This window comes from Rhizomicrobium palustre, from assembly GCF_011761565.1.
Classification (GTDB): Bacteria; Pseudomonadota; Alphaproteobacteria; order Micropepsales; family Micropepsaceae; genus Rhizomicrobium; species Rhizomicrobium palustre.
The window spans coordinates 2,308,698-2,333,103 of sequence record NZ_JAASRM010000001.1; the positions used below are offsets into that span (position 1 = coordinate 2,308,698).

General features: G+C 60.7%; 22 protein-coding genes. 13 read left to right on the forward strand and 9 right to left on the reverse strand.

Translation table 11 applies throughout. The features are described from left to right. Nucleotides 1–28 precede the first annotated feature (28 nt). The gene (gene glmM / locus FHS83_RS10400; RefSeq protein WP_167082897.1) at nucleotides 29–1,372 is read left to right on the forward strand and encodes a phosphoglucosamine mutase; all 1,344 of its coding nucleotides are present in this window, start codon (nucleotides 29–31) and stop codon (nucleotides 1,370–1,372) included. Continuing rightward, complete coding sequence (gene thiD / locus FHS83_RS10405; protein WP_167082898.1) at nucleotides 1,369–2,196, forward strand: bifunctional hydroxymethylpyrimidine kinase/phosphomethylpyrimidine kinase; 828 nt, start codon at nucleotides 1,369–1,371, stop codon at nucleotides 2,194–2,196. The genes glmM and thiD overlap by 4 nt, the downstream gene beginning before the upstream one ends. Before the next feature lie 9 nt (nucleotides 2,197–2,205). On the opposite strand, the gene FHS83_RS10410 is transcribed toward thiD, so the two are convergent. Further along, the gene (locus FHS83_RS10410; RefSeq protein ID WP_167082899.1) at nucleotides 2,206–2,595 is read right to left on the reverse strand and encodes a YkgJ family cysteine cluster protein; all 390 of its coding nucleotides are present in this window, start codon (nucleotides 2,593–2,595) and stop codon (nucleotides 2,206–2,208) included. Nucleotides 2,596–2,718: 123 nt separating this feature from the next. Next, entirely contained in the window at nucleotides 2,719–4,005 is a 1,287-nt protein-coding gene (locus FHS83_RS10415) for an adenylosuccinate synthase (RefSeq protein WP_167082900.1), read from the reverse strand. Between the two features lie 753 nt (nucleotides 4,006–4,758). On the opposite strand from FHS83_RS10415, the gene FHS83_RS10420 reads away from it, so the two are divergent. The 11 genes from FHS83_RS10420 (at nucleotide 4,759) to FHS83_RS10470 (ending at nucleotide 15,946) form a co-directional block, all read left to right on the forward strand. Then, on the forward strand, nucleotides 4,759–6,405 hold the full coding sequence (locus tag FHS83_RS10420) for a GH39 family glycosyl hydrolase (RefSeq protein ID WP_208414454.1): 1,647 nt from the start codon (nucleotides 4,759–4,761) through the stop codon (nucleotides 6,403–6,405). Nucleotides 6,406–6,509: 104 nt separating this feature from the next. After that, nucleotides 6,510–7,610, forward strand: a complete 1,101-nt coding sequence (locus FHS83_RS10425) for an SGNH/GDSL hydrolase family protein (protein ID WP_167082901.1) — start codon at nucleotides 6,510–6,512, stop codon at nucleotides 7,608–7,610. An 86-nt stretch (nucleotides 7,611–7,696) separates the two neighbouring features. Continuing rightward, a complete protein-coding gene (locus FHS83_RS10430; RefSeq protein ID WP_167082902.1) occupies nucleotides 7,697–8,452 on the forward strand; it encodes a COG4705 family protein in 756 nt (251 codons plus the stop codon). Further along, nucleotides 8,449–9,141 carry a phosphatase PAP2 family protein gene (locus FHS83_RS10435; protein ID WP_167082903.1) on the forward strand — a complete coding sequence of 231 codons (693 nt, stop codon included), beginning with the start codon at nucleotides 8,449–8,451 and terminating at the stop codon, nucleotides 9,139–9,141. The genes FHS83_RS10430 and FHS83_RS10435 overlap by 4 nt, the downstream gene beginning before the upstream one ends. 37 nt (nucleotides 9,142–9,178) lie before the next feature. Further along, nucleotides 9,179–9,496, forward strand: a complete 318-nt coding sequence (locus FHS83_RS10440) for a c-type cytochrome (protein WP_167082904.1) — start codon at nucleotides 9,179–9,181, stop codon at nucleotides 9,494–9,496. A 130-nt stretch (nucleotides 9,497–9,626) separates the two neighbouring features. Beyond that, the gene (locus FHS83_RS10445; RefSeq protein WP_167082905.1) at nucleotides 9,627–10,313 is read left to right on the forward strand and encodes an alternative oxidase; all 687 of its coding nucleotides are present in this window, start codon (nucleotides 9,627–9,629) and stop codon (nucleotides 10,311–10,313) included. A 65-nt stretch (nucleotides 10,314–10,378) separates the two neighbouring features. Further along, on the forward strand, nucleotides 10,379–10,789 hold the full coding sequence (locus FHS83_RS10450; protein ID WP_167082906.1) for an Rrf2 family transcriptional regulator: 411 nt from the start codon (nucleotides 10,379–10,381) through the stop codon (nucleotides 10,787–10,789). Between the two features lie 52 nt (nucleotides 10,790–10,841). Next, a complete protein-coding gene (locus FHS83_RS10455; RefSeq protein ID WP_167082907.1) occupies nucleotides 10,842–11,264 on the forward strand; it encodes a hypothetical protein in 423 nt (140 codons plus the stop codon). Between the two features lie 75 nt (nucleotides 11,265–11,339). Beyond that, a complete protein-coding gene (locus FHS83_RS10460) occupies nucleotides 11,340–12,491 on the forward strand; it encodes an efflux RND transporter periplasmic adaptor subunit (RefSeq protein ID WP_167082908.1) in 1,152 nt (383 codons plus the stop codon). Nucleotides 12,492–12,494: 3 nt separating this feature from the next. Next, complete coding sequence (locus tag FHS83_RS10465) at nucleotides 12,495–15,614, forward strand: efflux RND transporter permease subunit (RefSeq protein WP_167082909.1); 3,120 nt, start codon at nucleotides 12,495–12,497, stop codon at nucleotides 15,612–15,614. Between the two features lie 11 nt (nucleotides 15,615–15,625). Continuing rightward, nucleotides 15,626–15,946 carry a hypothetical protein gene (locus FHS83_RS10470; protein ID WP_167082910.1) on the forward strand — a complete coding sequence of 107 codons (321 nt, stop codon included), beginning with the start codon at nucleotides 15,626–15,628 and terminating at the stop codon, nucleotides 15,944–15,946. On the opposite strand, the gene FHS83_RS10475 is transcribed toward FHS83_RS10470, so the two are convergent. From FHS83_RS10475 to FHS83_RS10505, 7 genes are all read right to left on the reverse strand, one after another. Then, nucleotides 15,943–16,629, reverse strand: a complete 687-nt coding sequence (locus FHS83_RS10475; RefSeq protein ID WP_167082911.1) for a response regulator — start codon at nucleotides 16,627–16,629, stop codon at nucleotides 15,943–15,945. The genes FHS83_RS10470 and FHS83_RS10475 overlap by 4 nt on opposite strands. Next, entirely contained in the window at nucleotides 16,626–19,286 is a 2,661-nt protein-coding gene (locus FHS83_RS10480) for a sensor histidine kinase (RefSeq protein ID WP_167082912.1), read from the reverse strand. The genes FHS83_RS10475 and FHS83_RS10480 overlap by 4 nt, the downstream gene beginning before the upstream one ends. Nucleotides 19,287–19,295: 9 nt before the next feature. Beyond that, nucleotides 19,296–19,871: a potassium-transporting ATPase subunit KdpC gene (gene kdpC, locus FHS83_RS10485; RefSeq protein ID WP_167082913.1), complete on the reverse strand. Its 576-nt coding sequence runs from the start codon at nucleotides 19,869–19,871 to the stop codon at nucleotides 19,296–19,298. A gap of 7 nt (nucleotides 19,872–19,878) precedes the next feature. Beyond that, complete coding sequence (gene kdpB / locus FHS83_RS10490; RefSeq protein ID WP_167082914.1) at nucleotides 19,879–21,897, reverse strand: potassium-transporting ATPase subunit KdpB; 2,019 nt, start codon at nucleotides 21,895–21,897, stop codon at nucleotides 19,879–19,881. Nucleotides 21,898–21,906: 9 nt separating this feature from the next. Continuing rightward, the gene (kdpA, locus tag FHS83_RS10495) at nucleotides 21,907–23,634 is read right to left on the reverse strand and encodes a potassium-transporting ATPase subunit KdpA (protein ID WP_167082915.1); all 1,728 of its coding nucleotides are present in this window, start codon (nucleotides 23,632–23,634) and stop codon (nucleotides 21,907–21,909) included. A gap of 15 nt (nucleotides 23,635–23,649) precedes the next feature. Further along, the gene (kdpF, locus tag FHS83_RS10500) at nucleotides 23,650–23,739 is read right to left on the reverse strand and encodes a K(+)-transporting ATPase subunit F (protein WP_167082916.1); all 90 of its coding nucleotides are present in this window, start codon (nucleotides 23,737–23,739) and stop codon (nucleotides 23,650–23,652) included. Between the two features lie 193 nt (nucleotides 23,740–23,932). Further along, nucleotides 23,933–24,403, reverse strand: coding sequence for a molybdopterin-dependent oxidoreductase (locus FHS83_RS10505; protein ID WP_167082917.1), 471 nt, complete (start codon nucleotides 24,401–24,403; stop codon nucleotides 23,933–23,935). Between the last annotated feature and the right edge of the window lie 3 nt (nucleotides 24,404–24,406).

The following is a 24,406-nucleotide window of genomic DNA, read 5'->3' on the forward strand; positions in this document are numbered from 1 at the left end:
GGTTCGGCGCCGCTCGAGGGAAGTGCTGATGTCTCGCAAGTTTTTCGGTACCGATGGAATTCGTGGTCAGGCCAACACTCATCCCATGACCCCCGAGGTCGCGATGAAGGTGGGTATGGCGGCGGGGCGCATCTTTACCCGCGGTGACCATCGCAACCGCGTTGTGATCGGCAAGGATACCCGCCTCTCCGGTTATATGGTCGAGAACGCGCTGGTCGCAGGCTTCACCTCAGTCGGCATGGATGTGTTCCAGTTCGGCCCCCTGCCAACGCCTGCCGTTGCCATGCTGACGCGTTCCTTGCGCGCCGATCTGGGCGTGATGATCTCGGCCTCGCATAACGTCTACACCGATAACGGCATCAAGCTGTTCGGGCCCGATGGGCGAAAGCTCTCCGATGAGACTGAGCTTAAGATCGAAAGCCTGATGATGAACGGGCTCGAGAACGGTCTTGCGCCCTCGCCCAAGATTGGCCGCGCAAAACGTATCGATGACGCGCTCGCCCGCTATATCGAACTCGTCAAAGCGACCTTCCCGCGCAAACTGCGCCTCGATGGCTTAAGGGTTGTGATCGATTGTGCCAATGGCGCTGCCTATAAAGCAGCCCCCGCCGTGCTCTGGGAACTGGGCGCCGAGATCATTCCGGTCGGTGTTGAGCCCAATGGCGTCAATATCAACCTCGAATGCGGCTCCACCGCGCCTAGCGCCATGTGTGAGAAGGTGCGCGAGGTTCGGGCTGATCTTGGCATTGCGCTCGATGGCGATGCGGACCGTGTGGTGCTCGCCGATGAACGCGGCCAGATCATCGATGGTGATCAGGTCCTGGCATTGATTGCGCAAAGCTGGTCCAAGGCAGGTAAGCTGCGTGGTAGCGGCGTGGTCGGCACGGTGATGTCGAATGCCGGGCTGGAGCGCTGCCTCAAATCCATGAACCTCACTTTGGCGCGCGCTTCTGTCGGCGACCGCTATGTCATCGAAGAGATGGGCAAGGGCGGTTTCAATGTCGGTGGCGAGCAGTCAGGTCATATCGTGCTCGATGATTTCTGTACCACGGGCGATGGCCTCATCGCGGGCCTGCAAGTCTTGGCGGCCATGGTCAATGAGAAGAAGGCGGCTTCCGAAGCCTGCCATCTTTTTGAACCGCTGCCGCAGATCCTGAAGAATGTCCGCTTCAAGCAGGGCGCGCCGCTGGAGAGCGATCTCGTCAAGAAGGCCATCGAGGCTGGTAAGAAGAAGCTCGAAGGCACGGGCCGCGTGCTGGTGCGCAAATCGGGCACCGAGCCGCTCATCCGCATCATGGCGGAAGGCGACAACGAAACCCTTGTGCAAGCGGTGGTGAACGATATCGCTGCCGCTGTCGTGGACGCTTCGTGAAGACGCCGCGGCTTCTCATCATCGCAGGTTCGGACAGCTCTGGCGGAGCTGGCATCCAGGCTGACATCAAGACGGCTTCGGCATTTGGTGTTTATGCCATGACCGCCATCACCGCGATCACGGCACAAAACACCAAAGGTGTTACCGCCGTTCAGGCAATGCCCCCCGAACTCGTGCGCGAGCAGATCATTGCTTGCCTCAGCGATATCGGAGCCGATGCGATCAAGACCGGCATGCTCGCCAATGCTGCCATTGTAAAGGTGGTGGCGGAGACTTTGCGCGAATATGCGCCGCATATTCCCTTGGTAGTCGATCCCGTTATGGTCGCGACCAGCGGTGCGGCCCTTCTGGAAGCGGATGCGGAAAAGGCGGTGATAGATGAGCTCTTCCCGCTCGCCACCATCGTCACCCCCAACCTGCCAGAGACGGAGCGGCTGACGGGAATGACCCTTACCGACCGCAAGTCCATCCGGGCCGCGGCCGATGCTCTACGTCATATGGGTGCCAAGGCGGCGCTGATCAAGGGCGGTCACGGCACCGAGGCAACGATCACAGATACGCTGGTCTGGGAGCATGGCGAAGACAGCTTCGGCTTCCCCAGGCTCGATACGCGGCACACGCATGGCACGGGCTGCACGTTGGCGAGCGCTATCGGCTGCGGCATTGCCAAAGGCTATCCGCTCGGTGTGGCGGTAGCCAAGGCGCGCGAATATGTGCAGGCCGCCATTGCCAGTGCGCCGGGCTTCGGCGAAGGCCACGGCCCGCTCAATCACATGGTCAATTGGCAAGGCCGCCCGGTGGCGGGCTCCACGCTGAAGCCCTGAACTGGCTGATCAGTCGTTCCAGGTGCCGGCGACGAGCTCTTGATCGTCCTGCGTATCGCGCTCGATCTTGAGGAACTCGTAATAGCCGCACTTGCCCGACGGATATGTCCGGCAGATGGTCATGCGGGCTTCGTAGATGCCGCAGCAACGCTTCGCTTGGTCGAAGAAACGGCAGATCTTGCCGTAATGCTCGTCGGACTTGCGGCGGATCTTGTAGGGCCCGTCCTTCTTATCTTCCGGGCGGCCTTTGGTAACGTATTTGGCGCGGGCATACTCGATGCTGACACCGAAATGCTTGGCCAGCCGGGCGAGATCTTTCTCGGTCACCGGAATGATGTGATACGAGCAGCAATAGCCCGGACATTTCGAGCAATCGTAGAGTTTGCGCTTCTTAGCCATGAAACCCTGCATAACAGCGGGGCGCTTTTCGATCAATTCGCCCACCTGTCAGTTTTACTGAAGATGGGGCGTCAAAGCGCGCCATATCCCATAAAAAACGCGAAAATCCGAGCCTAAAGCCCCTTATCCCAGGAAGGGATCATGAACGAGGATGGTGTCCTCGCGCTCAGGGCTGGTGGAGAGGAGCGCCACCGGCGCGTCAATCAGCTCTTCGATTCGGCGCACATATTTGATGGCATTGGCCGGAAGCTCCGCCCAGCTGCGCGCGCCTTTGGTCGATTCCGACCACCCCGGGATGGTCTCATAGACCGGCTCGATAGCAGCCTGTTCCACCGCATCGGCGGGCAGGTAATCGAGTGGCTTGCCGTGCAGGGTATAGCCGACGCAGACCTTGATCTCGTCAAAGCCGTCCAGCACGTCGAGCTTGGTCAGCGCGATGCCATCGACGCCGCCGGTGACACAGGTCTGGCGCACCAGCACCGCATCGAACCAGCCGCAGCGGCGCTTGCGCCCCGTGACGGTACCGAATTCGGCGCCGCGGGTGCCAAGGCGCTCGCCAACATCATTCTTCTGCTCGGAGGGGAAGGGGCCTTCGCCCACACGAGTCGTATAGGCCTTCACAATGCCCAGCACATAGCCGATCTGACGCGGGCCGATGCCCGAACCAGCAGCCGCCTGGCCCGCCACCGTGTTGGAGGAGGTCACGAAAGGATAGGTGCCATGATCGACATCGAGCAGCACCGCCTGGGCGCCTTCGAAGAGGATGCGCTTGGAGGCCTTGCGGGCGTCATCCAGCACCTTCCACACCGGGCCGATGAAGCCGAGCACTTTCGGCGCGATCTCGGTCAGCTGGGCGAGCACGGTGTCGGCTGAAATCTCTTCTGCGCCAACGCCGCGACGCAGGGCATTGTGGTGCGACAAAAGCCGGGCCACCTTGGCGGGCAGGGTGGAGAAATCCTTCAGGTCGACAGCGCGGATGGCGCGGCGGCCAACCTTATCTTCATAAGCCGGGCCGATGCCGCGCTTGGTGGTGCCGATGGCGTCGGCGCCCGCTTCACGCGCCGCGTCGAGTTCGCGATGCAGCGGCAGGATGAGGGCCGCGTTCTCGGCCACAATCAGATTATCCGGCGTGATCTCGACGCCCTGACCTTTAAGCTTTTCGATTTCGGCGGTCAGCGCCCAAGGGTCCACCACCACGCCATTGCCAATCACGGCCTGTTTGCCCTTGCGGACCACGCCCGACGGCAGAAGGCTCAGCTTGTAGGTAACGCCATCGATGACCAGCGTGTGCCCGGCATTGTGGCCACCTTGGAAGCGCACCACCACATCGGCCCTGGCCGAGAGCCAGTCCACGATCTTGCCTTTGCCCTCGTCGCCCCACTGGGCGCCGATCACTGCCACATTCGCCATGACGTCTATCCTCGGCTTCGCGCGCCGGGACCCGCTGCGAGTCGACGGCGATGCTGGGGGTTATAGCCGCTGAGGGAGCCGCGCATAGGGGGATTTTTGCCCCGTTTTCGGGCTGGCTTAGCCTTTGCGCTTTTTTCGCCCGCTGGGCTGCCCGGAAGAGGCGTTCCCGGGCGGCGATCTCGGCCTTGGCGCGGGCCTGGGCTTTGCGGCAGCGGCGGAGGTAGTCGCGGATCATGGCCATCAGCGTGCCATTCACCGTGGCGGCATGGCGGTTACCCTTTGGCGCCCCGGGACGCCGGGGTGTGGCTTCGGCAATATAATTGTTCTCCCCAATAGAGGCATTTTGAGAGGGGGGAGGGGGTGGGTAGGTGTGCGCGGTCTTGGGTTTTGTTCCGGAAGCGCCCGGTTTAGCTCTGGGCGCGCGCGCCATCGCCGCTTGCAGCGGGGCGGGCAGGTCCGCGAAGGCCAAGGCGTCAGCGCTCATCCACACTATATAGGTGTGGATTTCGGTTTTGCGAGGGCTGGGCTGTGGGGCTCTCAACTCGTTATGGCCGGGCTGCGACCCGGCCATCCATATCCAGGCTAAGCGCTCTCATTTCCTGTACGAGGTTTGACAGCATCTGGATGCCGATCCGGTGCCCATGACTTCTTTCACCTCCCCCTTGCGGGGAGGTAAAGCCCATCGGCCCCTCGCGCCGCTGTGATCTTCTAAAACACAGACAATTTGCTAGGCTGGTCCTCAGCGTGAGGTGGATGATGCGTCTACAGAATATTCTGGCTGGTTTGGCCTTTGTCTGCGGCGCGAGTTTCGCGGCGGAGCCGGTGAAGGTCACGGTCGATTTCTCCAAACCGCAAGGCGCGTTTCAGCCGATCACCAATTGGTTCGGTTATGACGAATCCGGCTACACGCTGGCGCCGAACGGGCAGGCGCTGCTGAAAGAACTTTCCGAAGCCTATTCGGTGCCGGTTTATGTGCGGGCGCATCATCTCTTCACCTCGGGTGACGGCACGGCGGATTTGAAATGGAGCTCCACCAACATTTTCACCCGCGATGCGGATGGCAAGCCCGTCTATAATTTCGCGATCATCGACAAGATCTTCGATGCCTGGCGCGAAGCGGGTGTGACGCCCATGGTGGAGCTTGGCTTCATGCCAGAGGCGCTGTCGCGCAAGCCTTCGCCCTATCGCATCCATTTCGGCGAGGCCGACATGCTGTCGAGCGGGGCGCAAGAGCCCCCGACGAACTACCAGGAATGGGGTGAGCTGGTGCGCGTGTTCACGGCGCATCTTGTTGAACGCTATGGTGCGGCGGAAGTGGGGCGCTGGTATTTCGAAGTCTGGAATGAGCCAGATATCCCATACTGGCATGGCACACGCGAAGAATACTTCAAGCTCTACGATTACGCGGTAGCGGGTGTGCGCGCGGCCTTGCCCGGCGCCAAGGTGGGCGGTCCCGCAACCACCAGCCCGCGCGGGCAAAAGGGCGCCGCGTATTTGAAGGCGTTTCTTGCCCATTGCGCCGAAGAAAAAAGCGCGGCGGATGGCAAGAGTGTGCCGCTCGACTTCATTTCCTTCCATGCCAAAGGTCAGCCGAAGCTGATGGCGGATGGAAACTATGTCCGCATGGGGCTGGATAAGGAATTAGCCGATGTGCGCGAGGGTTTCCGCATTGTTGCCGCGTCGCCCTTCGCAAAGCTGCCGATCATTTTGAGTGAGGCCGATCCTGAAGGCTGCGCCGCCTGCTCGGCGAAAGAAAACCCCGCCAATGCCTATCGTAACGGTCCGCTCTATGCCGCCTATACCGCGGCGTCCCATAAGGCGATGCTGGATCTGGCTGCGGAATATCAGGTGAATCTGATTTCGCTCCTAAGCTGGTCGTTTGAATTCGAAGGGCGCGGCTATTTCGAGGGTTTCCGCACGCTGGCCACCAACGGCATCGACAAGCCGGTGCTGAATTTCTTCCGCATGGCCGGAAAGCTTCGTGGCCAGCGCGTGGCCGCCGAGAGCTCGGGCGCGATTTCTACGGACGATATTTTGAAAAATGGCGTGCGGGGCGCACCAACCGTGGATGTGCTCGCCACTCTGGATCAGGGGCACGCCGCGGTGCTGCTGTGGAATTATCACGACGATGACCGGCCGGGCGCGGCGGCAGAGGTTGCGCTCACGTTGAAAGGGCTGCCGAAGGGAGCCAAGCTTTTGCGAGAATACCGCATCGACGAGGGGCACTCTAATGCCTATGCGGCGTGGCAAAAGATGGGTTCGCCTGATGCACCTACCACGGCGCAAATTGCGGAATTGAAGGCGGCGGGCGGGCTGCACATGGTGGGGCGCCGGGTGACGGCTGAGGGCAGGTACGCCTTGCCAAGGTCCGGGTTGCTGCTCTTGGTATTCGGCGACTAATCGCCGCCCAGGGTGATGTTCAGAAAACGCTGTCAAAAATCCCGTTTTCCTCCGTCCTCAATCCGGCTAGAAGCAGAGCATATAAATTGGGGCACGGGATCACCATGAAGCGCATTTTCCTCGCGTCTTTGTTTGCCAGCACGATTTCGGGCGCGGCTTTGGCCGAAGCGCCGGCGGCTTCTTCCGTGGCGCTGCCGCTCGCCATCGGCGGGCGCGTGGTGGCGCAAGGGGCGGGCGATGAGGCGCGCTATGTTTATGCTTGGCCGGGTGTGTGGTTCGAGGCGCAGTTTGCTGGCCCCGCGGTGGATGTGAAGGTCGATGACAGCCTCGACAACCTCTATGTCTATGTCGATGGCGCCCATAAGCTGACACTGACGCGGCCCGGCAAGACCACCGTGTCGCTGAAAGACCTCGGTCCTGGTGCGCATATTGTGCGGCTGGAAAAAGCGAGCGAAACCCAAAACGGCAGCGGCGCCTTTGGTGGCTTCTATGTTCCTTCGAGCGCCAATGTGCTTCCCGCGCCGGTTTATCAGAAGAAAATCGAATTCATCGGCGACAGTTACACGGTCGGTTATGGCAATGCCTCGCGCGGGCAGATTTGTACGACCGCCGATGTGGATGACACTACCGATACCTCGCGCGCTTTTGCGCCTGCTGTGGCCAAGCATTTTGGCGCGGCCTATCGCATTCATGCTTTCTCGGGGCGTGGTATTGTACGCAATTATAACGGCATCGTGCCGGGCGAGACCTTGCCCTATCTTTATCAGTTCACCCTGTTCGATAAATCTGTGGGCGTGGCCGAAGATGGTTGGGTGCCGGATGTGATCGTGATCGGGCTCGGCACCAATGATTTTTCGACGGCGCTGCATGCGGGCGAGGCCTGGGCTACCCGCGAGGCGCTGGATCAGGATTTCGTCGCCAAATACATCGCTTTCGTGAAAGACCTGCACGCCAAATACCCCGCCGCGCATTTTGTGCTGATGGCCTCGGATCATTATGAAAGCGAGATCGCGCGCAGTGCCACCGCAGTCGCCGATGGGGTAAAGGCGCAAGGTGTCGATGTCGAAACCATCATCTTCACCGGCCTCGATTACATGGCCTGTCACGGCCATCCCTCGTTGAAGGATGATGCGCTTTTAGCCCAAATGCTGGTGGACCGCTTAAGCCTGTTGCCGAAATTCGCGCCGCAGCAGGCATCGCGATAAGTTTGTAAGATTGGCAAAATTCAATCTTGCCCCCTTAACCGGCGGGGGCGGGATTGCGCTATGTCTCCCTGGCATTTCGGGGAGACATGGCATTGCGCGCTACTTCTGAGGAATTGAGCAAAGTTCCGGCGGTCACCCTCGGCTTTTGGGCCATCAAGATCCTTGCCACCACGCTTGGGGAAATCGCGGGCGATACCGTCTCGATGAATTTCGAACTTGGCTATCTTGCCGCGACAGTGGTCTTCGTGGGCGGCTTGGCGGTTCTGGTGGCGGCTGAGATCGCCGCGAAAAAGTTCATTCCCGTTTTGTATTGGGCCACCATCCTTGCCTCCACCACCGCGGGCACAACGCTGGCCGATTTCTTCGATCGCTCACTGGGGATCGGCTATGCGGGCGGGGCGGCGGCGCTTGCCGCTTGCGTGTTGGCGAGCCTTGCGCTCTGGTATAGGAGCGAAGGCTCCATCGCGGTGCAGAAGGTGAACACGCCGCGGCGTGAAGCGTTTTATTGGTTGACGATTACGTTTTCGCAAACTTTGGGAACGGCATTGGGCGACTGGACGGCAGACGGGCTTGGGTTTCTCGGTGGCGCGGCTTTATTCGGCGGCGTGCTGACAGTTTTGGCCGCGCTGTATTTCACCACCGCGCTGTCGCGCGTGGTGTTGTTCTGGAGCGCCTTCGTGCTCACCCGGCCTTTGGGCGCGACGCTGGGGGATTTCTTCGACAAGGCGCCGTCCGAAGGCGGGCTTGGCGTCTCGCGCCCTCTCGCTACCGCGCTCATTTTCGGCGCCACGGTGCTGGCGATCGCGCTTATTCCCCAGCGTGCAGATAAAGAGGCGGCATGAAATTTTCCGCCCGTCATCCTGCGGCAATCACCTCGCGCATCGAGATCGCGCTTTTGCTGATTTGGATCGGGCTCGCCGGGGCGGTGTGGGTATTTCTGAAACTCGCCGATGAAGTGATCGAAGGCGATCTTGACCGTTTTGATCAATCCATTCTCTACGCCTTCCGTGTCGCGGGCGATCCCCATCAGGCGGCGGGGCCGCATTGGCTGCTCGAAAGCATGCGGGACATCACGGCGTTGGGCGGGCTGACGCTGCTCAGTTTCGTGACGGTGCTGGGGGTGATTGTGCTCTGGGCGCATCGCCAGCGTCGCCAGGCGGTGATTTTCGGGATTTGTGTGCCGCTGGCCCAGCTTTCGAGCGGCCTGTTCAAGGATATTTATGAGCGCGCCCGGCCTTCTTTCGCGATTTACGGCGATCTTCCCACCTCGATGAGTTTTCCCAGCGGCCATTCCACGGTTGCGACCGCCACCTATTTTTTGCTCGCGGTGATCGTGGCGAGTCTGGAGCCCAGACGCGCCATGAAAGCGCTGGCCTTCAGCGTGGCGGCGCTTTTGGCGCTGCTGATCGGGGTGAGCCGCGTCTATCTCGGCGTGCATTGGCCGAGCGATGTTCTGGCGGGTTGGAGCCTTGGCGCTGCCTGGGCTTTGTTCGCGGCAATTTTACTCAGGATGTCGGCACGGCTGAGATAGTCTTGCCGGGCGATATTTTTTTGATGCCGGGGAAACTATGAAATCTTTTGTGATGCTTACGATTGTCGCTGTTCTGACACTGCCGGCTTCCGCCGCGGTGGATGCTGGCCAGCTTTTTACGGACCGTTGTTCCAAATGCCATGGTACGGATGGCAAGGCCAATACCGATATAGGGCGCAAGGCCGAGATTGCCGATTTCACCTCCGCCGGTTTCAAATCGCGCCATAGCGATGCCGACAACAAGGACATCATCACCTATGGCTCGCCCGATAACGCCAAGATGAAGGCCTATAAGGATAAGCTCAGCCCGGAAGAGATCGACGCGCTGGTCGCCTATATCCGTAATTTGAAATAGGTCTTTCGCGATTTTGCCGCAGGCGTGTCTGGGGCTTTGCGTATAAACAGGCATTTCTGTCGCATGTTATAGCGGTTCTAATACTGGTATCAAAAATACCGGTTTTAGCGTCCAACTTCGGAGCACCGCCATGCGTCAGATTCCCCTTATCGATATGACTGTTCACCATGCCCCGCGCGATTTTTCCGATTCCCTGGCGCTCGGCATCACCAAAGTCTTACGTTTCGCCGCCGATCTATTCTTCGCTAAGCGCTATGGCCACCGCGCCATCGTTCTGGAAACCGTCGCGGCCGTGCCCGGCATGGTGGGTGCAACGCTGACGCATCTGAAATGTCTGCGCCGCATCCAGGATGACAAGGGCTGGATTCGCACCCTTATGGAAGAAGCCGAAAATGAGCGCATGCATCTGATGACCTTCATCGAGGTCGCCAAGCCCACGGTTTTCGAGCGCTTCATGATCGTCAGTGTGCAATGGGTGTTCTATCTCTTCTTCTTCGGGCTCTATCTTCTCAGCCCCAAGACGGCGCATCGCGTGGTCGGCTATTTTGAGGAAGAGGCGATCATCTCCTATACGCTGTATCTGAAAGAGATCGATGAGGGCCGCAGCCCGAACGTTCCCGCGCCTGCCATTGCGCGGCATTATTGGGGACTTGCGGAAAACGCGAGCCTGCGCGATGTGGTGCTGGTGGTGCGGGCCGATGAGGCGCATCACCGCGACGTCAATCACGGCTTTGCCGGTGAGATTGCCGGGGCTGCGGCGGCGACCAACATTACGCCCTATCCCTGGCATGCCGACAAGCTGGAGGCGAACGCGTAAAGGGAATATGAGTACGGAAGGGGCACCAATAGGGTGCCTCGCCGCTGTGTTTTAAGGACGCTGTTGTGAAACTCCTCGCCTCGACCGATTTCGCCGTGCGGCTTTTGATGCTGCTCGCCCATCGCGGCGGGGAGGGGCCGTTGAGCGTCGAAATGTTGTCGCGCGAGCTGGGCGGGCTTTCGCGCCATCATCTGCATAAGATTGTGCAGAACCTCGCTTCCATGGGACTGGTAGAGACCCTGCGCGGCGCGGGCGGGGGCGTGCTTCTCGCCAAGAAGCCCGAGGATATCCGCATCGGCAGCCTGCTCGCGGCGCTGGAAGAAGATTGCGCGCTGGTGGAATGTTTTCGCGAGGACGGCGCCTGCACCTTGATGCCGGTCTGCCGCCTGAAAGGATTCCTCGGCACGGCGCGGCGGAATTTCTATCGCGAGCTCGATCAACGCACGATTGCGGATTGTTTACCGCTTAAGAAATAGGGCGAAATCCAGCGCACTTGACATTTCGCGTCTCGCGCCCACTTCATTGCCTATGCGCCGGTTCTTTGCCTTCAAGACGATCCGCTGGGCAGCCATTCTGCTGCTCGCGCTGACTCTTGCGCCGGAACCAGCCTTCGCGCTGAAACTGTGCGGCTCCGACCTCGATAGCGCACAGTTCAATAGTGAAGCGGCGCTGATGCGCCATGCGCTGTTTGCCATTCACCAGCACAAAGACGTGGCGCAGGCCCAGCATACCCATGTGGATACGCTGGAACAGGTGCATGAATGCACCGCCACCATGCCCGCCAAAACGGTTCTGGACGTCGCCCAAGGCGCCGCGCCGGATCGCGTTGCGCTGGTGCCTGCCTCTCAAGCCCGCGAACAAGCCTGGCGCAAAATCGGGCCTTCGCCGCGCGGCTCGCCGCAGAAAAACGCTTATCTCATCCAGCGTTCCGCAGTTTTACTGCAGATCTAGACCCGCCTGACAATTCGCGTTCCGGCCGACCTTCGCGTGCCCGCGAAGCCGTAGCAATGCTTGTCAGGATTTTTCATGAAAACGCTTCTTCATGCGGTGCCCTATGGGCGCGCGCTCGCCACTGCCTTGGGTTTTGCTATCCTGGCAGGCGCCACGGTTATTTTCCTTCGTCCTAATACACCCGCGCCCGCGCCGGAGCCCCCGTCTGCGAGCGAAGGTGTGCTGCTTTCGCCCGAACAGAAACAGGCGGCGGGCATAAAGATTTCGGCGATCACGCCGCAAGTGGTGGCGCAAGTGATCCGCGCCCCGGGCGAGGTGAAAGCCGATGGCTACAGCAGCAAAATCGTTGGGCCGCGGATCACCGCGACTGTCGTGACCCGCCATGCGCGGCTCGGCGATGTGGTGCACCAAGGCCAGCCTCTGGTGACGCTTTATAGTCAGGCCATGGCCGAAGCGCAGAGCGGCTTCGTGCTCGCCGAGCGTGATCTTGCCCGCTACACGCGGCTGCATGAAAGCTCCGCCATCGCGCCCAAGGATTATGACCAGGCCGTCTCCAAACGGCAGGAACTTTATGGCCGGCTTTTGAGCTTCGGCCTGACCCAAGGCCAGATCGCCGCCTTGAGCAAAAGAGGGCTCAGCAATGCCTCTATCGGCCAATTCGATCTTCTGGCGCCGATCAGCGGAACCGTCAGCAAGGATGATTTTCGCGACGGCGAGGTGATCGTGCTGGAACAGGAAGGACGGCCCCTGTTCGAAATCACGGATCCCAAAACCGTCTGGGTGGAAGCGCGGCTTTCGCCCGCCTTGGCCAAGGCGATCGGCAGCGAAGCGCGCGTCACGGCGGGTGGCATCTCCAAACCCGCGAAAATCGTGCAAGGCGGCACCGCGGTGGATGAAGCCACGCGCACGGTGCTGGTGCGGCTGGAAGTGCAAAATGCCGACTTGGCGCTGCGCCCCGGCCAGTTTGTAGACGTGGAAATCTTCGGCGACGCCGCGCCCGCCTTATCTGTACCCAGCGATGCGGTGCTCAGGGACCCGGCCGGGGCGTGGGTTGTTTATATCGAAGGCAAGGGCGGCGCGCTTTCGCCCCATAAGGTGATACCGCGCTATAGCGCGGGCGCGCGTACGGTCATCGACGGCATCGCGCCGGGCACGCTTGTGGTGACTTCGGGCGCCTTCTTCGTGCAATCCGAAGCCCAAAAATCCTCCTTTGCTGAGGAGGACTGAAGCATGTTGAATGCGATTATCCGCGCGAGCATCGTCAACCGGTTGCTTGTGGTGCTGGGCCTATTGGGCCTTGTGATTGCCGGATTGATGCTTCTGCCGCGCTTGGCACTCGACGCTTTTCCCGACGTGACCAATGTGCAGGTGGTGGTCAACACCCAAGCCAAAGGGCTTGCGGCGGCGGAGGTGGAGCAGCTCATCACCTATCCGGTGGAAGCGGCGATGTATGGGCTGAAAGGCGTGGAGGCGGTGCGTTCCACCTCGATGACCGGCCTTTCGGTGGTGACGGTGGTGTTCAAGGAAAGCACCAATATCGATTTTGCGCGCCAGCAAGTGTTTCAGCAATTGCAGGCCGCCAAAGAGGATATTCCGAAAGAGGCAGGCACGCCGGAAATCGGTCCCAATACTTCGGGCCTAGGCGAGGTGCTCTATTATACACTCTATTCGGCCACGCCCGGCCAATATGACCAGATGGCGCTGCGCAGCGTCAATGATTGGATCGTCAAGCCGCTGCTGAAGCCCTCCGAAGGGGTAGTAGATGTGCTCTCCTTTGGCGGATCAGTGCGGCAGTACCAGGTCAATATCGATCCCTCCAAGCTCATTGCCTATCAGCTTTCTGTCAAAGATGTGGAAGAGGCGTTGACGCGCAACAACCGCAACGCGGGCGGCTGGTATCAGGATCGCGGTGCCGAGCAGCTTGTGATCCGCGGCGAAGGCTGGATGCGCTCCGGCGCGCAAGGATTGGAAGATGTCGGCGCCACGCCGGTGAAAGAAGCCGATGGCGTTGTGGTGCGCGTGCGCGATCTGGGCCAAATCGTTCTCGGCGGTGAAATCCGCCAGGGCGCGACCATGCTGTCTCTGCGCGACAAGGCGGGCAGGCCCAAGCAGATGGGCGAGGTTGTCACCGGTGTTGTGCTCAAACGCATCGGCGCCAATACCAACGCTACTATCAAGGCGGTGCAGGAACGCTTGCCTTTGGTGCAGAAGGCTTTGCCGCCGGGGGTGAGGCTGAAGGTCGTCTATGACCAATCGAGCCTGGTGCAAAAAGCGGTGGGCACCGTCTCCAAGGCGCTGATCGAATCCTTTGTCTTGATCGTGATCGTGTTGATCGCCTTCTTGATGAATTTGCGCGCGGCCTTTCTGGTGCTGCTGTCGGTGCCGGTGTCGATCCTTGCGGCGCTGATCGCCATGGCGCTGTTCGGCGTGTCGGCCAATCTGATGTCGCTGGGCGGCCTCGCCATTGCCATCGGCATGATGGTGGATGGTTCCGTGGTGATGATGGAAAATATTTTCGCCCGGCTCACCGGCAAGAACAATCTTGATTGGCGCGAGCGCATCGATCTGGCAGCACGCGAAGTGGCGCAGCCGGTGTTCTTTGCCGTGCTGATCATCATCATCGTCTTCGCGCCGCTTTTCAGTTTGGAAGGCGTCGAGGGCAAGATGTTCCAGCCTATGGCGCTGAGCATTGTCTTTGGGCTTTTGGCTTCGCTTTTGGTTGCGCTGGTGGTGATACCGGCTTTGGCGAGCTATCTTTTCCGCGGACCTGTGGTGCATCGCGAAAGCCCGGTGCTACGTCCCGTCGAACGTTTCTATCGCCGTGTGCTTTTGTGGATTCGCGGGCGGCAGAAGCTGGTGTTGGGCAGTGCTGTGGGCGGGCTGATTTTCTCGCTGGCGTTATTGCCTTTTCTGGGCACCGAATTTGTGCCGGAGCTGAAGGAAGGCACCATGTCGGTACGCGCCACGCTGGCGCCCTCGGCGAGCTTGAAGACATCCTTGGAGATGGCGCCCAAGATTGCCGCCACGCTGATGAAATTCCCCGAAGTGACTTACGCCTTGAGCCGTACGGGCCGCGCGGAGGTGGGCGGCGATCCCGAACAAGTCAACAACACAGAAATATTGGTCGGGCTGAAGCCTGAAAATACCTGGACCAGTACCAAAACTTTGGAGGGCTTGCGCGAAAAGATGCAGGAAGCGCTCTCGGTTTATCCGGGTGTGCAGTTTTCCTTCTCGCAGCCGATTGCAACCCGTGTGGATGAGCTTTTGTCCGGCGTGAAGGCGGATCTGGCCATCAAACTGATCGGGCCAGATCTGGCGGTGCTGGAAAAGAAGGGCCGGGAGATCGAAGCCCTTACGGCGAAGATTCGCGGCGCCAGCGATGTCGCCATGGAACAGATCGCAGGTGAGGCGCAGCTTTCGGTAAAGCCGAACCGCGATGTCTTGAGCCGGTATGGGCTTTCGGTCGCCGATGTCATGGAGGTGGTCGAGAATGCGATTGGCGGCACGGCGGCAGGTCAGATCATCAATGGCAATGAACGCTATGACATTTATGTGCGGCTTGCCGAGCCGTTTCGCGGCAGCCCGGAAGCGATCCGTGATCTGATCTTGCGGGCGCCGGGTGGTGCGTTGCTCAGGCTGGGCGACGCGGCGAAAGTCGAGATCGTTTCCGGCCCGCCGCAAATCCGCCGTGACGATGTTCAGCGCCGCGTGGTGATCCAAGCCAATGTGGAAGGCCGCGATATGGGCGGGCTTGTTGAAGAGCTGCAGGCCAAGATCGCCTCGGAGGTGAAACTGCCGCCCGGCTATACGGTGGTGTTTGGCGGCCAGTTCGAGAACCAGAAACGCGCTGAAGCCAAGCTGATGGTGGTGGTGCCGGTTTCGCTGGGGCTGATCTTCCTCTTGCTCTATTTCGCCTTCGGATCGGCTGGGCAGGCGGGGCTGATCATGCTGAATGTGCCGCTCGCCATGATCGGCGGCATCGTGGCGCTGTTTGTCAGCGGGACGTATCTGTCTGTGCCGGGCTCTATCGGCTTCATCGCGCTGTTCGGCGTGGCGGTGCTGAACGGCGTGGTGCTGGTCAGCGCCATCAACCGCAATATCGCGGACGGGATGGAGCTTCTTGAAGCCATCGAGGCTGGTGCGCTATCGCGGCTGCGGCCTGTCTTGATGACGGCGGCGATTGCCGGGCTGGGGCTGGTGCCCTTGCTCTTATCCAGCGGTGTGGGCGCCGAAGTGCAGCGCCCGCTTGCAACCGTCGTCATTGGCGGGCTCATCACTTCCACCTTGCTTACCCTTGTTGTTCTGCCTTGCGCCTATGCCTGGGCCTCGCGCCGCATCTTGGCGAAATGAAGGAGTGTGTCATGAAAACATATCTACTGATGGCCGGGATGCTCGCGATGACGAGCGCCGAAGCTGCAAGTTGCCCGCGCTTCAATACCCATGGGCCGATGCGCGATGTTAAAGGCACGGTTGCGAGCGTGGACCGCAATGAATGGGGCGTTTCCTATGTCTTGGTCACCGATCAGGAGACGGGCTGCCGCGTGTTTGCGAAAGTGCGCGAAAGCGATGGCTGCAAACTGGGGGCGGAGTTCCGAGGTACAGGGCATTTGCGCAATGAAAAGGCCCCGCGCTTCGACGCAACCTTTCACGATCATCTGACGGAAGGAAAACTCTGCCGCTAATCCGGTGCGCGCAGGCGATAGCCGACCCCTTGTTCGGTCAAGATCAGTTTTGGCTGTTCGGGGTCGGCTTCCAGCTTCTGGCGCAAGGTGCGGATATAGATGCGTAAGTATTGCACATCGGTTTCCGTGCCCCAGACCTCGTTCAAGATGAAGCGGTGGGTGAGGACTTTTCCCGCATGCGCCACCAGGAGGCGCAAAAGATCGTATTCGCGAGGGGTGAGTTTGATTTCTTCGCCGCGCGCAGTGACGATGCGACGGACAAGATCAACCGAGAGATCGCCTGTTTTGAAGATGGGTTTTTCGCCCTCCTGTGCTAGGCGATGGCGAATGGCGGTGCGGATGCGGGCGAGAAGCTCATCTATGCCGAAGGGTTTGGTGACATAATCATCGGCACCGAGATCAAGTGCTTTCACCTTGCCCGCCTCATCAGCGCGCACCGAGAGCACAATTACCGGCACAACGGAGCCCGCCTCGCGCAGGCGCGAAAGCACCTCAAAACCATCCATCCCAGGCATGCCGAGATCGAGCACGATGATGTCGAAGGCATTCCGGCCAGCAAGGGTAAGCGCCACATTGCCGTCATGGGCTTCCGTCACCGCATAGCCTTGGCTCGTGAGTGCGGTTTTCAGAAGCTTGCGGATCGCAGCCTCGTCATCAACAATCAGGATGCGCAAACTGTTCATGCGACCTCGAGGGGAAGGGTGATGGTGAAACGCGCGCCGGTTCCGCCCTCGCGGTTTTGCGCCGTGATCGTGCCGCCCATGGCCTCGACAAAGCCGCGGCTGATGGGGAGGCCAAGGCCTGTTCCCGCATTCTGGCGGTCACGCGCTTCTACGCGATAAAACTTGTCGAAGATGCGTTCCAGATCGCCTGGCGGGATGCCGTTGCCGTGATCCTCCACCGTCAGCACGATCTGCCCTCCGACGCGGCTGGCCGCGACCGCGATTTCCGTGCCCGCTGGGGCGTATTTCCCGGCATTGTCGAGAAGATTGAACAGCACTTGCTCAAACAGCACGGGATCGAGTTTCACCAGTGGCAAATTCGGTTCCAGCGCCACCACCAGCTTGTGATCCTGGAAGATGCGGCCCGCACGGCGCAAGGCACTGCCGACAACGTCCGAAAGATCGGTCGCTTCCAGCTTCGGCGCGATAGCCCCCGACTCCAGCCGCGTCATATCAAGGAGATTCGCGATGAAGCGGTTAAGCCGCTCGCCTTCCTCCATAATGGTGCCAACAAAGGTTTCGCGCGAGGAAGCATCCAGCGTGCTGTCGAGCGATTTCAGGCTTGAGGCCGCGCCGAGGATTACGGAAAGCGGCGTTCTGAGATCATGGCTGATGGAGGTAAGAAGCGCCGCTCGCAGGCTTTCGGCCTGTTCGGAGAGGCGGCTTTTTTCGATGTCTTCGGCAAGCTTCACCCGCTCGATGGCGAGCGCAGCCTGATCGGCGAGGGCATCGAAGAGGCGGCGTTGATCAGGCGTGAGGATGGGGCCGGGCTTGTCGCTATCAAGACCGATGACGCCTACGGTGCCGCGGCCGGTCTTGACCGGCAGATAAAGCCGTTTGGCGCCGGGCAGAGAATCCGCGCCGCGTCCGGCGGGGGTGGCGCGTTCCCACACCCAATTGGCGGCGGCGATTTCGGATTCATCCAGTACGTCTTCGGGGGGGAAACCCGCCATCACGCTGAGCTTGCCGTTCTCGGGCAAGAGGATCACGACGCGGGCTTTCAGCATCTGCGCCATTTGATGCGCGGTCGCCCATAACAGGTCATCGAGCACGAACACGCCCGCGAGCTTACGCGCGAATTGATAGAGGCTTTCGGTGACGGCGGCCCGCTCGCGCGCGACGATGGCCTGGGCGCGGACGCGGGCGGTGAGGTTGGAGGCGATCACCGCCACAATCCCGACCGTGATCAGCACCACCACGTTTTCAGGATCGGCGATGGTGAAGGTGTAAAGCGGCGGCAGGAAGAAGAAGTTGAAGGCGGCAATCGCCGTGACCGATGTTACCAGCGCGGGCCAGAGGCCATAGCGCACCGCGCTTGCCAGCACCGCGATCAAAAACACCACGCCGATATTGCTGACCCCCAGCACGCGTTTCAGCACCGTCCCAATCAGCACGGCCAGGGCGGCATAAAGAAGGCTCTGCAGATAGCCATTGCGTTCAATGGGCGGGAGAAACTTTTTCTTCGGCGCACCTTGCAAGGCGCGGCCCAATTGCTCTGGCACCACATGCACGCTCACCCCGCCGGCCTGGCGGATGATTTCGTAGGTGGTGGAACGGCGCAGCAGCGTCTCCCACCAGCTTCGCCGGGTGGTGGCGGTGACGATATGGACGAAGTTGTTGGCATGGGCATAGGCGACCAGCCCATCGGCGACATTGCTCGCCGGGATGGTGACGGTCTGCCCGCCCAAGCGTTCGGCCACGCGCAAGGCCTCGGCGATGCGGTCGCGCTCTTCTTCGGAAAAATGCTGCGCGGCGGGGGTTTCGATATAGGCCGCGGTCCAGGAGGCACCAATGCGATCTGCCAGCCGCCGCCCGTAACGTACGAGCGCCGCACCGCCCGGGCGTTCATTGACACGTACCAGCACGCGCTCGCTCGCCTCCCAGGGCCCCTGGATGGCGTGGCTCTTCATGTAAGAGACCATCTGGTCGTCGACGCGCTGGGCAGTGCGGCGGAGCGCGATTTCGCGCAAGGCGGTGAGGTTGCCGGGCACGAAGTAATTCTTCTGCGCCCGTTCAGCGACCTCCGGCAGATAGACCTTGCCGTCTTTCAAGCGCTGGAGAAGATCGTCGGGAGTGAGATCGATCAGCTCGACATCATTGGCGCGGTCCAGCACCAAATCCGGCACGGTCTCGTTGACGCGCACCTTGGTGATGCGCGCCACCACATCATTCAGGCTTTCGAGGTGCTGCACATTGAGCGTGGAATAGACGTCTATCCCCGCCGCCAGAATCTCCTCGACATCGAGATAACGTTTGGGATGGCGGCTGCCTTCCACATTGGTATGGGCAAGCTCATCCACCAGCACCAGTTTGGGCTTACGGATCAGGATGGCGTCGAGGTCCATCTCGGCGAGCACGCGGCCCTTATAGGCCATGCGCTTCTTGGGGATGATCTCCAGCCCCTTGGTCAGCCGGTCGGTATCGACGCGGCCATGGGTTTCCACCACGCCGATGGCGACATCCAGCCCCTCCAGCTTCTTCTGCCGCGCGGCGGTGAGCATCTCATAGGTCTTGCCCACGCCCGGGGCGAAGCCGAGGAAGATCTTCAAACGCCCGTGACCCTCCCGGCTTGCATCTGCCAGAAGGGCCTCGGGGGAGGGGCGGGCTGTATCGTTCATGCCGCCATTCTAGCGCGTCGGGTGCGAAAGCGCATCCAGTGCCAGATTAAGCTTCACCACATTCACCGTCGGCTCGCCGATCAGGCCGAGCAGGCGCGGCTTTGTATGTGCCTCGACTAGGGCTTTCAGCTTTTCCGGGGCAAGGCCGCGCGCCTTGGCAATGCGGGGGATTTGGAACAGGGCCGCGGCGGGGGTGATGTCCGGGTCCAGACCGCTCGCCGAGGTGGTGACGAGATCGACCGGAACGGGGGTGAAGGGGTTCTCCTTGGACAGCGTCTTGGCGTCGCCCGCCACGCGGTCCATCAGCTTCTTGGAGGTGGGGCCAAGATTGGAGCCGGAGGAATTGGCGCCGTCATAGCCATTGCCCGCAGCGGAGGGGCGGCCATGGAAATAGCCGGGCGCCGCGAAATTCTGGCCGATCAGTTCCGAGCCGATCACTTTGCCATTCTGGGTGATCAGGCTGCCACCGGCTTGGTGCGGGAAGAAGGCCTGACCCAGACCGGTGATGGCGAGGGGATAGGCAAGACCCGTCAACAAGGTGAATAGCACGAGCAGAACAAGGGCAGGGCGAAGATGCGTAGTCATGGTTTCCTCACGCCAAATGAAGGGCGGTGACGGTGATGTCGATCAGCTTGATGCCGATGAAGGGCACGATCAGCCCGCCGAGGCCGTAGATGAGAAGGTTGCGGGAAAGCAGCGCTGCAGCGCCGATGGGGCGATAGGTGATCCCTTTCAGCGCGAGCGGGATCAGCGCGATGATGATCAGCGCGTTGAAGATGATGGCCGAAAGGATCGCGCTCTCAGGCGAATGCAGCCCCATGATGTTGAGCGCGGTAAGCTGCGGATAGAACGCGATGAACATGGCCGGGATGATGGCGAAGTATTTCGCTACGTCATTGGCGATGGAGAAGGTGGTCAGGGCCCCGCGCGTCATCAGAAGCGCTTTGCCGATTTCCACGATCTCGATGAGCTTGGTGGGGTCGCTGTCGAGATCCACCATATTGCCTGCCTCACGCGCTGCCATGGTGCCGGTGTTCATGGCGACACCGACATCTGCCTGGGCCAGGGCCGGCGCGTCATTGGTGCCGTCGCCGCACATGGCGACCAGCTTGCCCTTTGCCTGCTCATCGCGGATCAGCTTCAGCTTGGTTTCCGGCGTCGCCTGGGCGAGGAAATCATCCACGCCGGATTCGGCGGCAATCGCCGCGGCGGTGAGCGGGTTGTCACCTGTGATCATCACCGTGCGGATGCCCATCTGGCGCAGCGCTGCAAAACGCTCGCGAATGCCGCCTTTGACGATATCCTTGAGGTGAATGACGCCGAGCAGTTTGCCATCGCGCGCCACGGCGAGCGGGGTGCCGCCTTGTTTAGCGATGCCGTCTGAAATGCTGCGCAGGGCTTCGGCATGGGCGGCATGGGTACCGGTCCAGCCCAGCACCGCATCGACTGCGCCTTTGCGGATGGAGCTGCCGTCGATATCGATGCCGCTGATGCGGGTTTGTGCGGTGAAGGGGATGAAAGTGGCATGTTCCACTTCACGCCCGCGAATGCCGTATTTCTCTTTCGCCAGCACCACGATGGAGCGCCCTTCCGGGGTCTCGTCCGAAAGCGAGGCAAGCTGCGCCGCATCGGCGAGATCACGTTCATCCACGCCCGGCACCGGGATGAAGGCCGAAGCCTGGCGATTGCCCAGCGTGATAGTTCCGGTCTTATCGAGCAGCAGCGTATCGACATCGCCAGCCGCTTCCACAGCGCGGCCCGACATGGCGAGCACATTGAAGCGCACCAGCCGGTCCATGCCTGCGATGCCGATGGCCGAGAGCAGCGCGCCAATGGTGGTGGGGATGAGGGTGACGAACAATGCCACCAGTACCAGCACCGGAATGGAACCGCCCGCATAAGAGGCAAAGGCCGGAATGGTGGCGACCGCGAAGACGAAGATCAGCGTCATGCCTGCAAGAAGGATGTTGAGCGCGATTTCGTTCGGTGTTTTCTGCCGCTCGGCGCCTTCCACCAGCGCGATCATACGATCGAGGAAGGTGGAGCCTTGGGTGGCGGTGATCTTGACGACGATATAATCGGAGAGCACCCGCGTGCCGCCGGTCACCGCCGAGCGGTCGCCGCCGCTTTCGCGGATCACCGGGGCGCTTTCGCCGGTAATGGCGCTTTCATCGACGGAAGCTACGCCCTCCACCACATCGCCATCCGACGGGATAAGCTCGCCCGCTTCCACCAGCACCAGATTGCCGCGCTCCAGCTCATGGGCAGGAATTTTCCGCCACAGCTTGGCTTTCTGATCGGCGAGGAGCTTCGCCATCATGTCGACCTTGGTCTGGCGCAGGCTTGCCGCACGGGCCTTGCCACGGCCTTCCGCCAAGGCTTCGGCGAAATTGGCGAAGACCACTGTGAACCAGAGCCAGATGTTGATCTGCAGCGCGAAGGCAAAGCCGGGTTTGCCCCCCAGCGTATCGCGGATGAAGAGGAAGGTGGTGAGCGCCGCCACGATTTCGACGACGAACATCACCGGGTTTTTCACCATCACCCTGGGATCGAGCTTTTGGAAAGCGCCGATCACCGCGGTGAGAAGGACTTTGTTGTTTGAGGTTTTCATGGGTGTTTCTCAGTAGAGATTGCCAGCCAGCATCGCGAAATGTTCGGCGATAGGGCCGAGCGCGAGGGCAGGCAGGAAGGTGAGGCCGCCGACGATCAAGACGACGCCGGTCAAAAGCCCGATGAAGAGTGGGCCTGTGGTGGGGAAGGTGCCTTCAGATGGCGGCACGATTTTCTTCTCGGCCAGCGATCCGGCGACGGCCAGCATCGGCACGATCCAGAAGAAGCGTCCGAGGAACATCGAGGCGCCAAGCAGCAGGTTATAGAAGGGCGTATTCGCCGTAAGCCCCGCAAAGGCGCTACCGTTATTGCCGCCCGTGGAGGAGAAGGCATAAAGGATTTCCGAGAAACCATGCGGCCCGGCATTGTTGAGACCAGCAAGGCCTTGCGGTGTGATCACAGCGATGGCGGCAGGCACCAGCACGGCGAGCGGCGAGACCAGGATGGCGAGGATCGCCATTTTTACCTCACGCGATTCCAGCTTCTTGCCGAGATATTCCGGGGTGCGCCCGACCATCAGACCCGCCACGAACATGGCGACGATGGCAAAGAGCAGCATGCCGTAAAGCCCCGAGCCGACACCACCGAAGATGATCTCGCCAAGCTGCATGTTGACCATGGGCACAAGGCCACCCAAGGGCGTGAAGCTGTCATGCATGGCATTGACCGAACCGTTGGACGCATCCGTCGTGGCCGTGGCCCAGATCGCGGAATTGGTGATGCCGAAGCGAACATCCTTGCCTTCCATATTGCCGCCCGCTTGCAGCGCGCTCGGCTTCTGGTCGATATGCAGCGCGGCGAGCTTGGCGCTCGGCTGCTGTTCCGCCCAAGCGCAGGCGAATTGCCCGCCGAGATAGAGAAGGCCCATCACCGCGAAAATTGCCCAGCCCTGGCGGGTGTTGCCGACCATTTTGCCGAAGCTGTAAGTCAGCGCCGCCGAGATCGCGAAAATCGACCACAGCTCAATCAGATTGGTCAGCGCAGTGGGATTTTCGAAGGGATGGGCGGAGTTGACGTTGAAGAAGCCGCCACCATTGGTGCCCAGCATCTTGATGGCTTCCTGGCTCGCCACCGGGCCTTGCGCGAGGACCTGCTTGGCGCCTTCGAGCGTGGTTGCGGCGGTGTAGGCAGAGAAGTTTTGCGGCACGCCCTGTGAGAGCAGCACCAGCGCCATGACGATCGCGAGCGGGAGCAGCACATAAAGCGTGGCGCGGGTGAGATCGACCCAGAAATTGCCGATGGTCTTGGCCGAGCGCCGCGCAAAGCCGCGGATCAGCGCCATCGCCAGCGCAATGCCGGTGGCGGCCGAAACGAAGTTATGCATCGTCAGCCCAACCATCTGGCTGAAATAGGACAGCGTGGTTTCGCCGCCATAAGATTGCCAATTGGTATTGGTGACAAAGCTGATGGCGGTGTTGAAGGCCAAATCCGGCGATACGTTCGGCAGGCCTTGCGGGTTCAGCGGCAGGAAAGCCTGAAGGCGCAGAATGGCGTAGAGCAGGAACATCCCCGCGATTGAGAAGGCGAGCATGGCGAGGCCATAGGCTGTCCAATGCTGTTCCTTGGTGGGATCGATCCCCGCGGCGCGATAGAAAAGCCGTTCAAGCGGTGAGAGGATGGGCGAGAGGACGTTGCGCTCGCCCTGGAAGACCGCGGCCATAAAGGCGCCGAGCGGTTTGACGGTGAGTGTGACCAGACCCGCGAAGATCGCGATCTGTACAAGCATATTGAAGGTCATGGGGGGATGTCCGGGTCAGAACTTTTCTGGGCGAAGAAGCGCCAGAACGAGATAAAGGGCGATCACAATGGTGACCGCCGCGCCGATTGCGTAATCAAAGCTCATGGCGCCCTCACAACCGGCTGGCGGCGAGGACGTAGCCAATCGCCAGCACAAAAAAGCCGGTGCCCAGGGCCAGCATGATGAAATCGAGCATGGGAAATCTCCCGCTAAAAGCAGCGGGGAAGATGAGCTTTCGCCCATATAGAATCGAGCCGGGACGGGGCTCGCGGAAATATAGAAAATATATAAAGCGAGGCTACTTTACCTCGATGCGCACCACATCATGCACATTGCGCCCACCTTCCTTGTCGCCGGGGCTGACGAGGCGCAACCCATCGCTGAAAGGCTCACCATTCACCTCATAAGCGAGAAGAACGGCTTTGCCCTCGTAAGCCGGGTTGAACTCGCCTTCGGCAAAGGCGGCGGCATAACCATCGCGGCCATAGACCATGACGGTGTGGCGGATGAAGCTGTTCTTTACCGCTTCGTCTTTGGTGACGGCTTTGGCTAAGAGCGTCATCACGAGTACCCCTTTATAGGGTCCCGCCTGCATATGGCTGCCCAAGGGGAGCTGCAAAGTGACCTCGCTGGGTGGCAAAGCGCGCAATTCCGTTTCGGAAAGATGCAGCGAGGTTTTCACCGCGCCATCCACGGTGATTTCCAGCGGCGCGGCGAGGGCGGGCCCGAAGGCGAGGGCGAAACATAGAGTGTAGAGCGGTTTCATCATCGC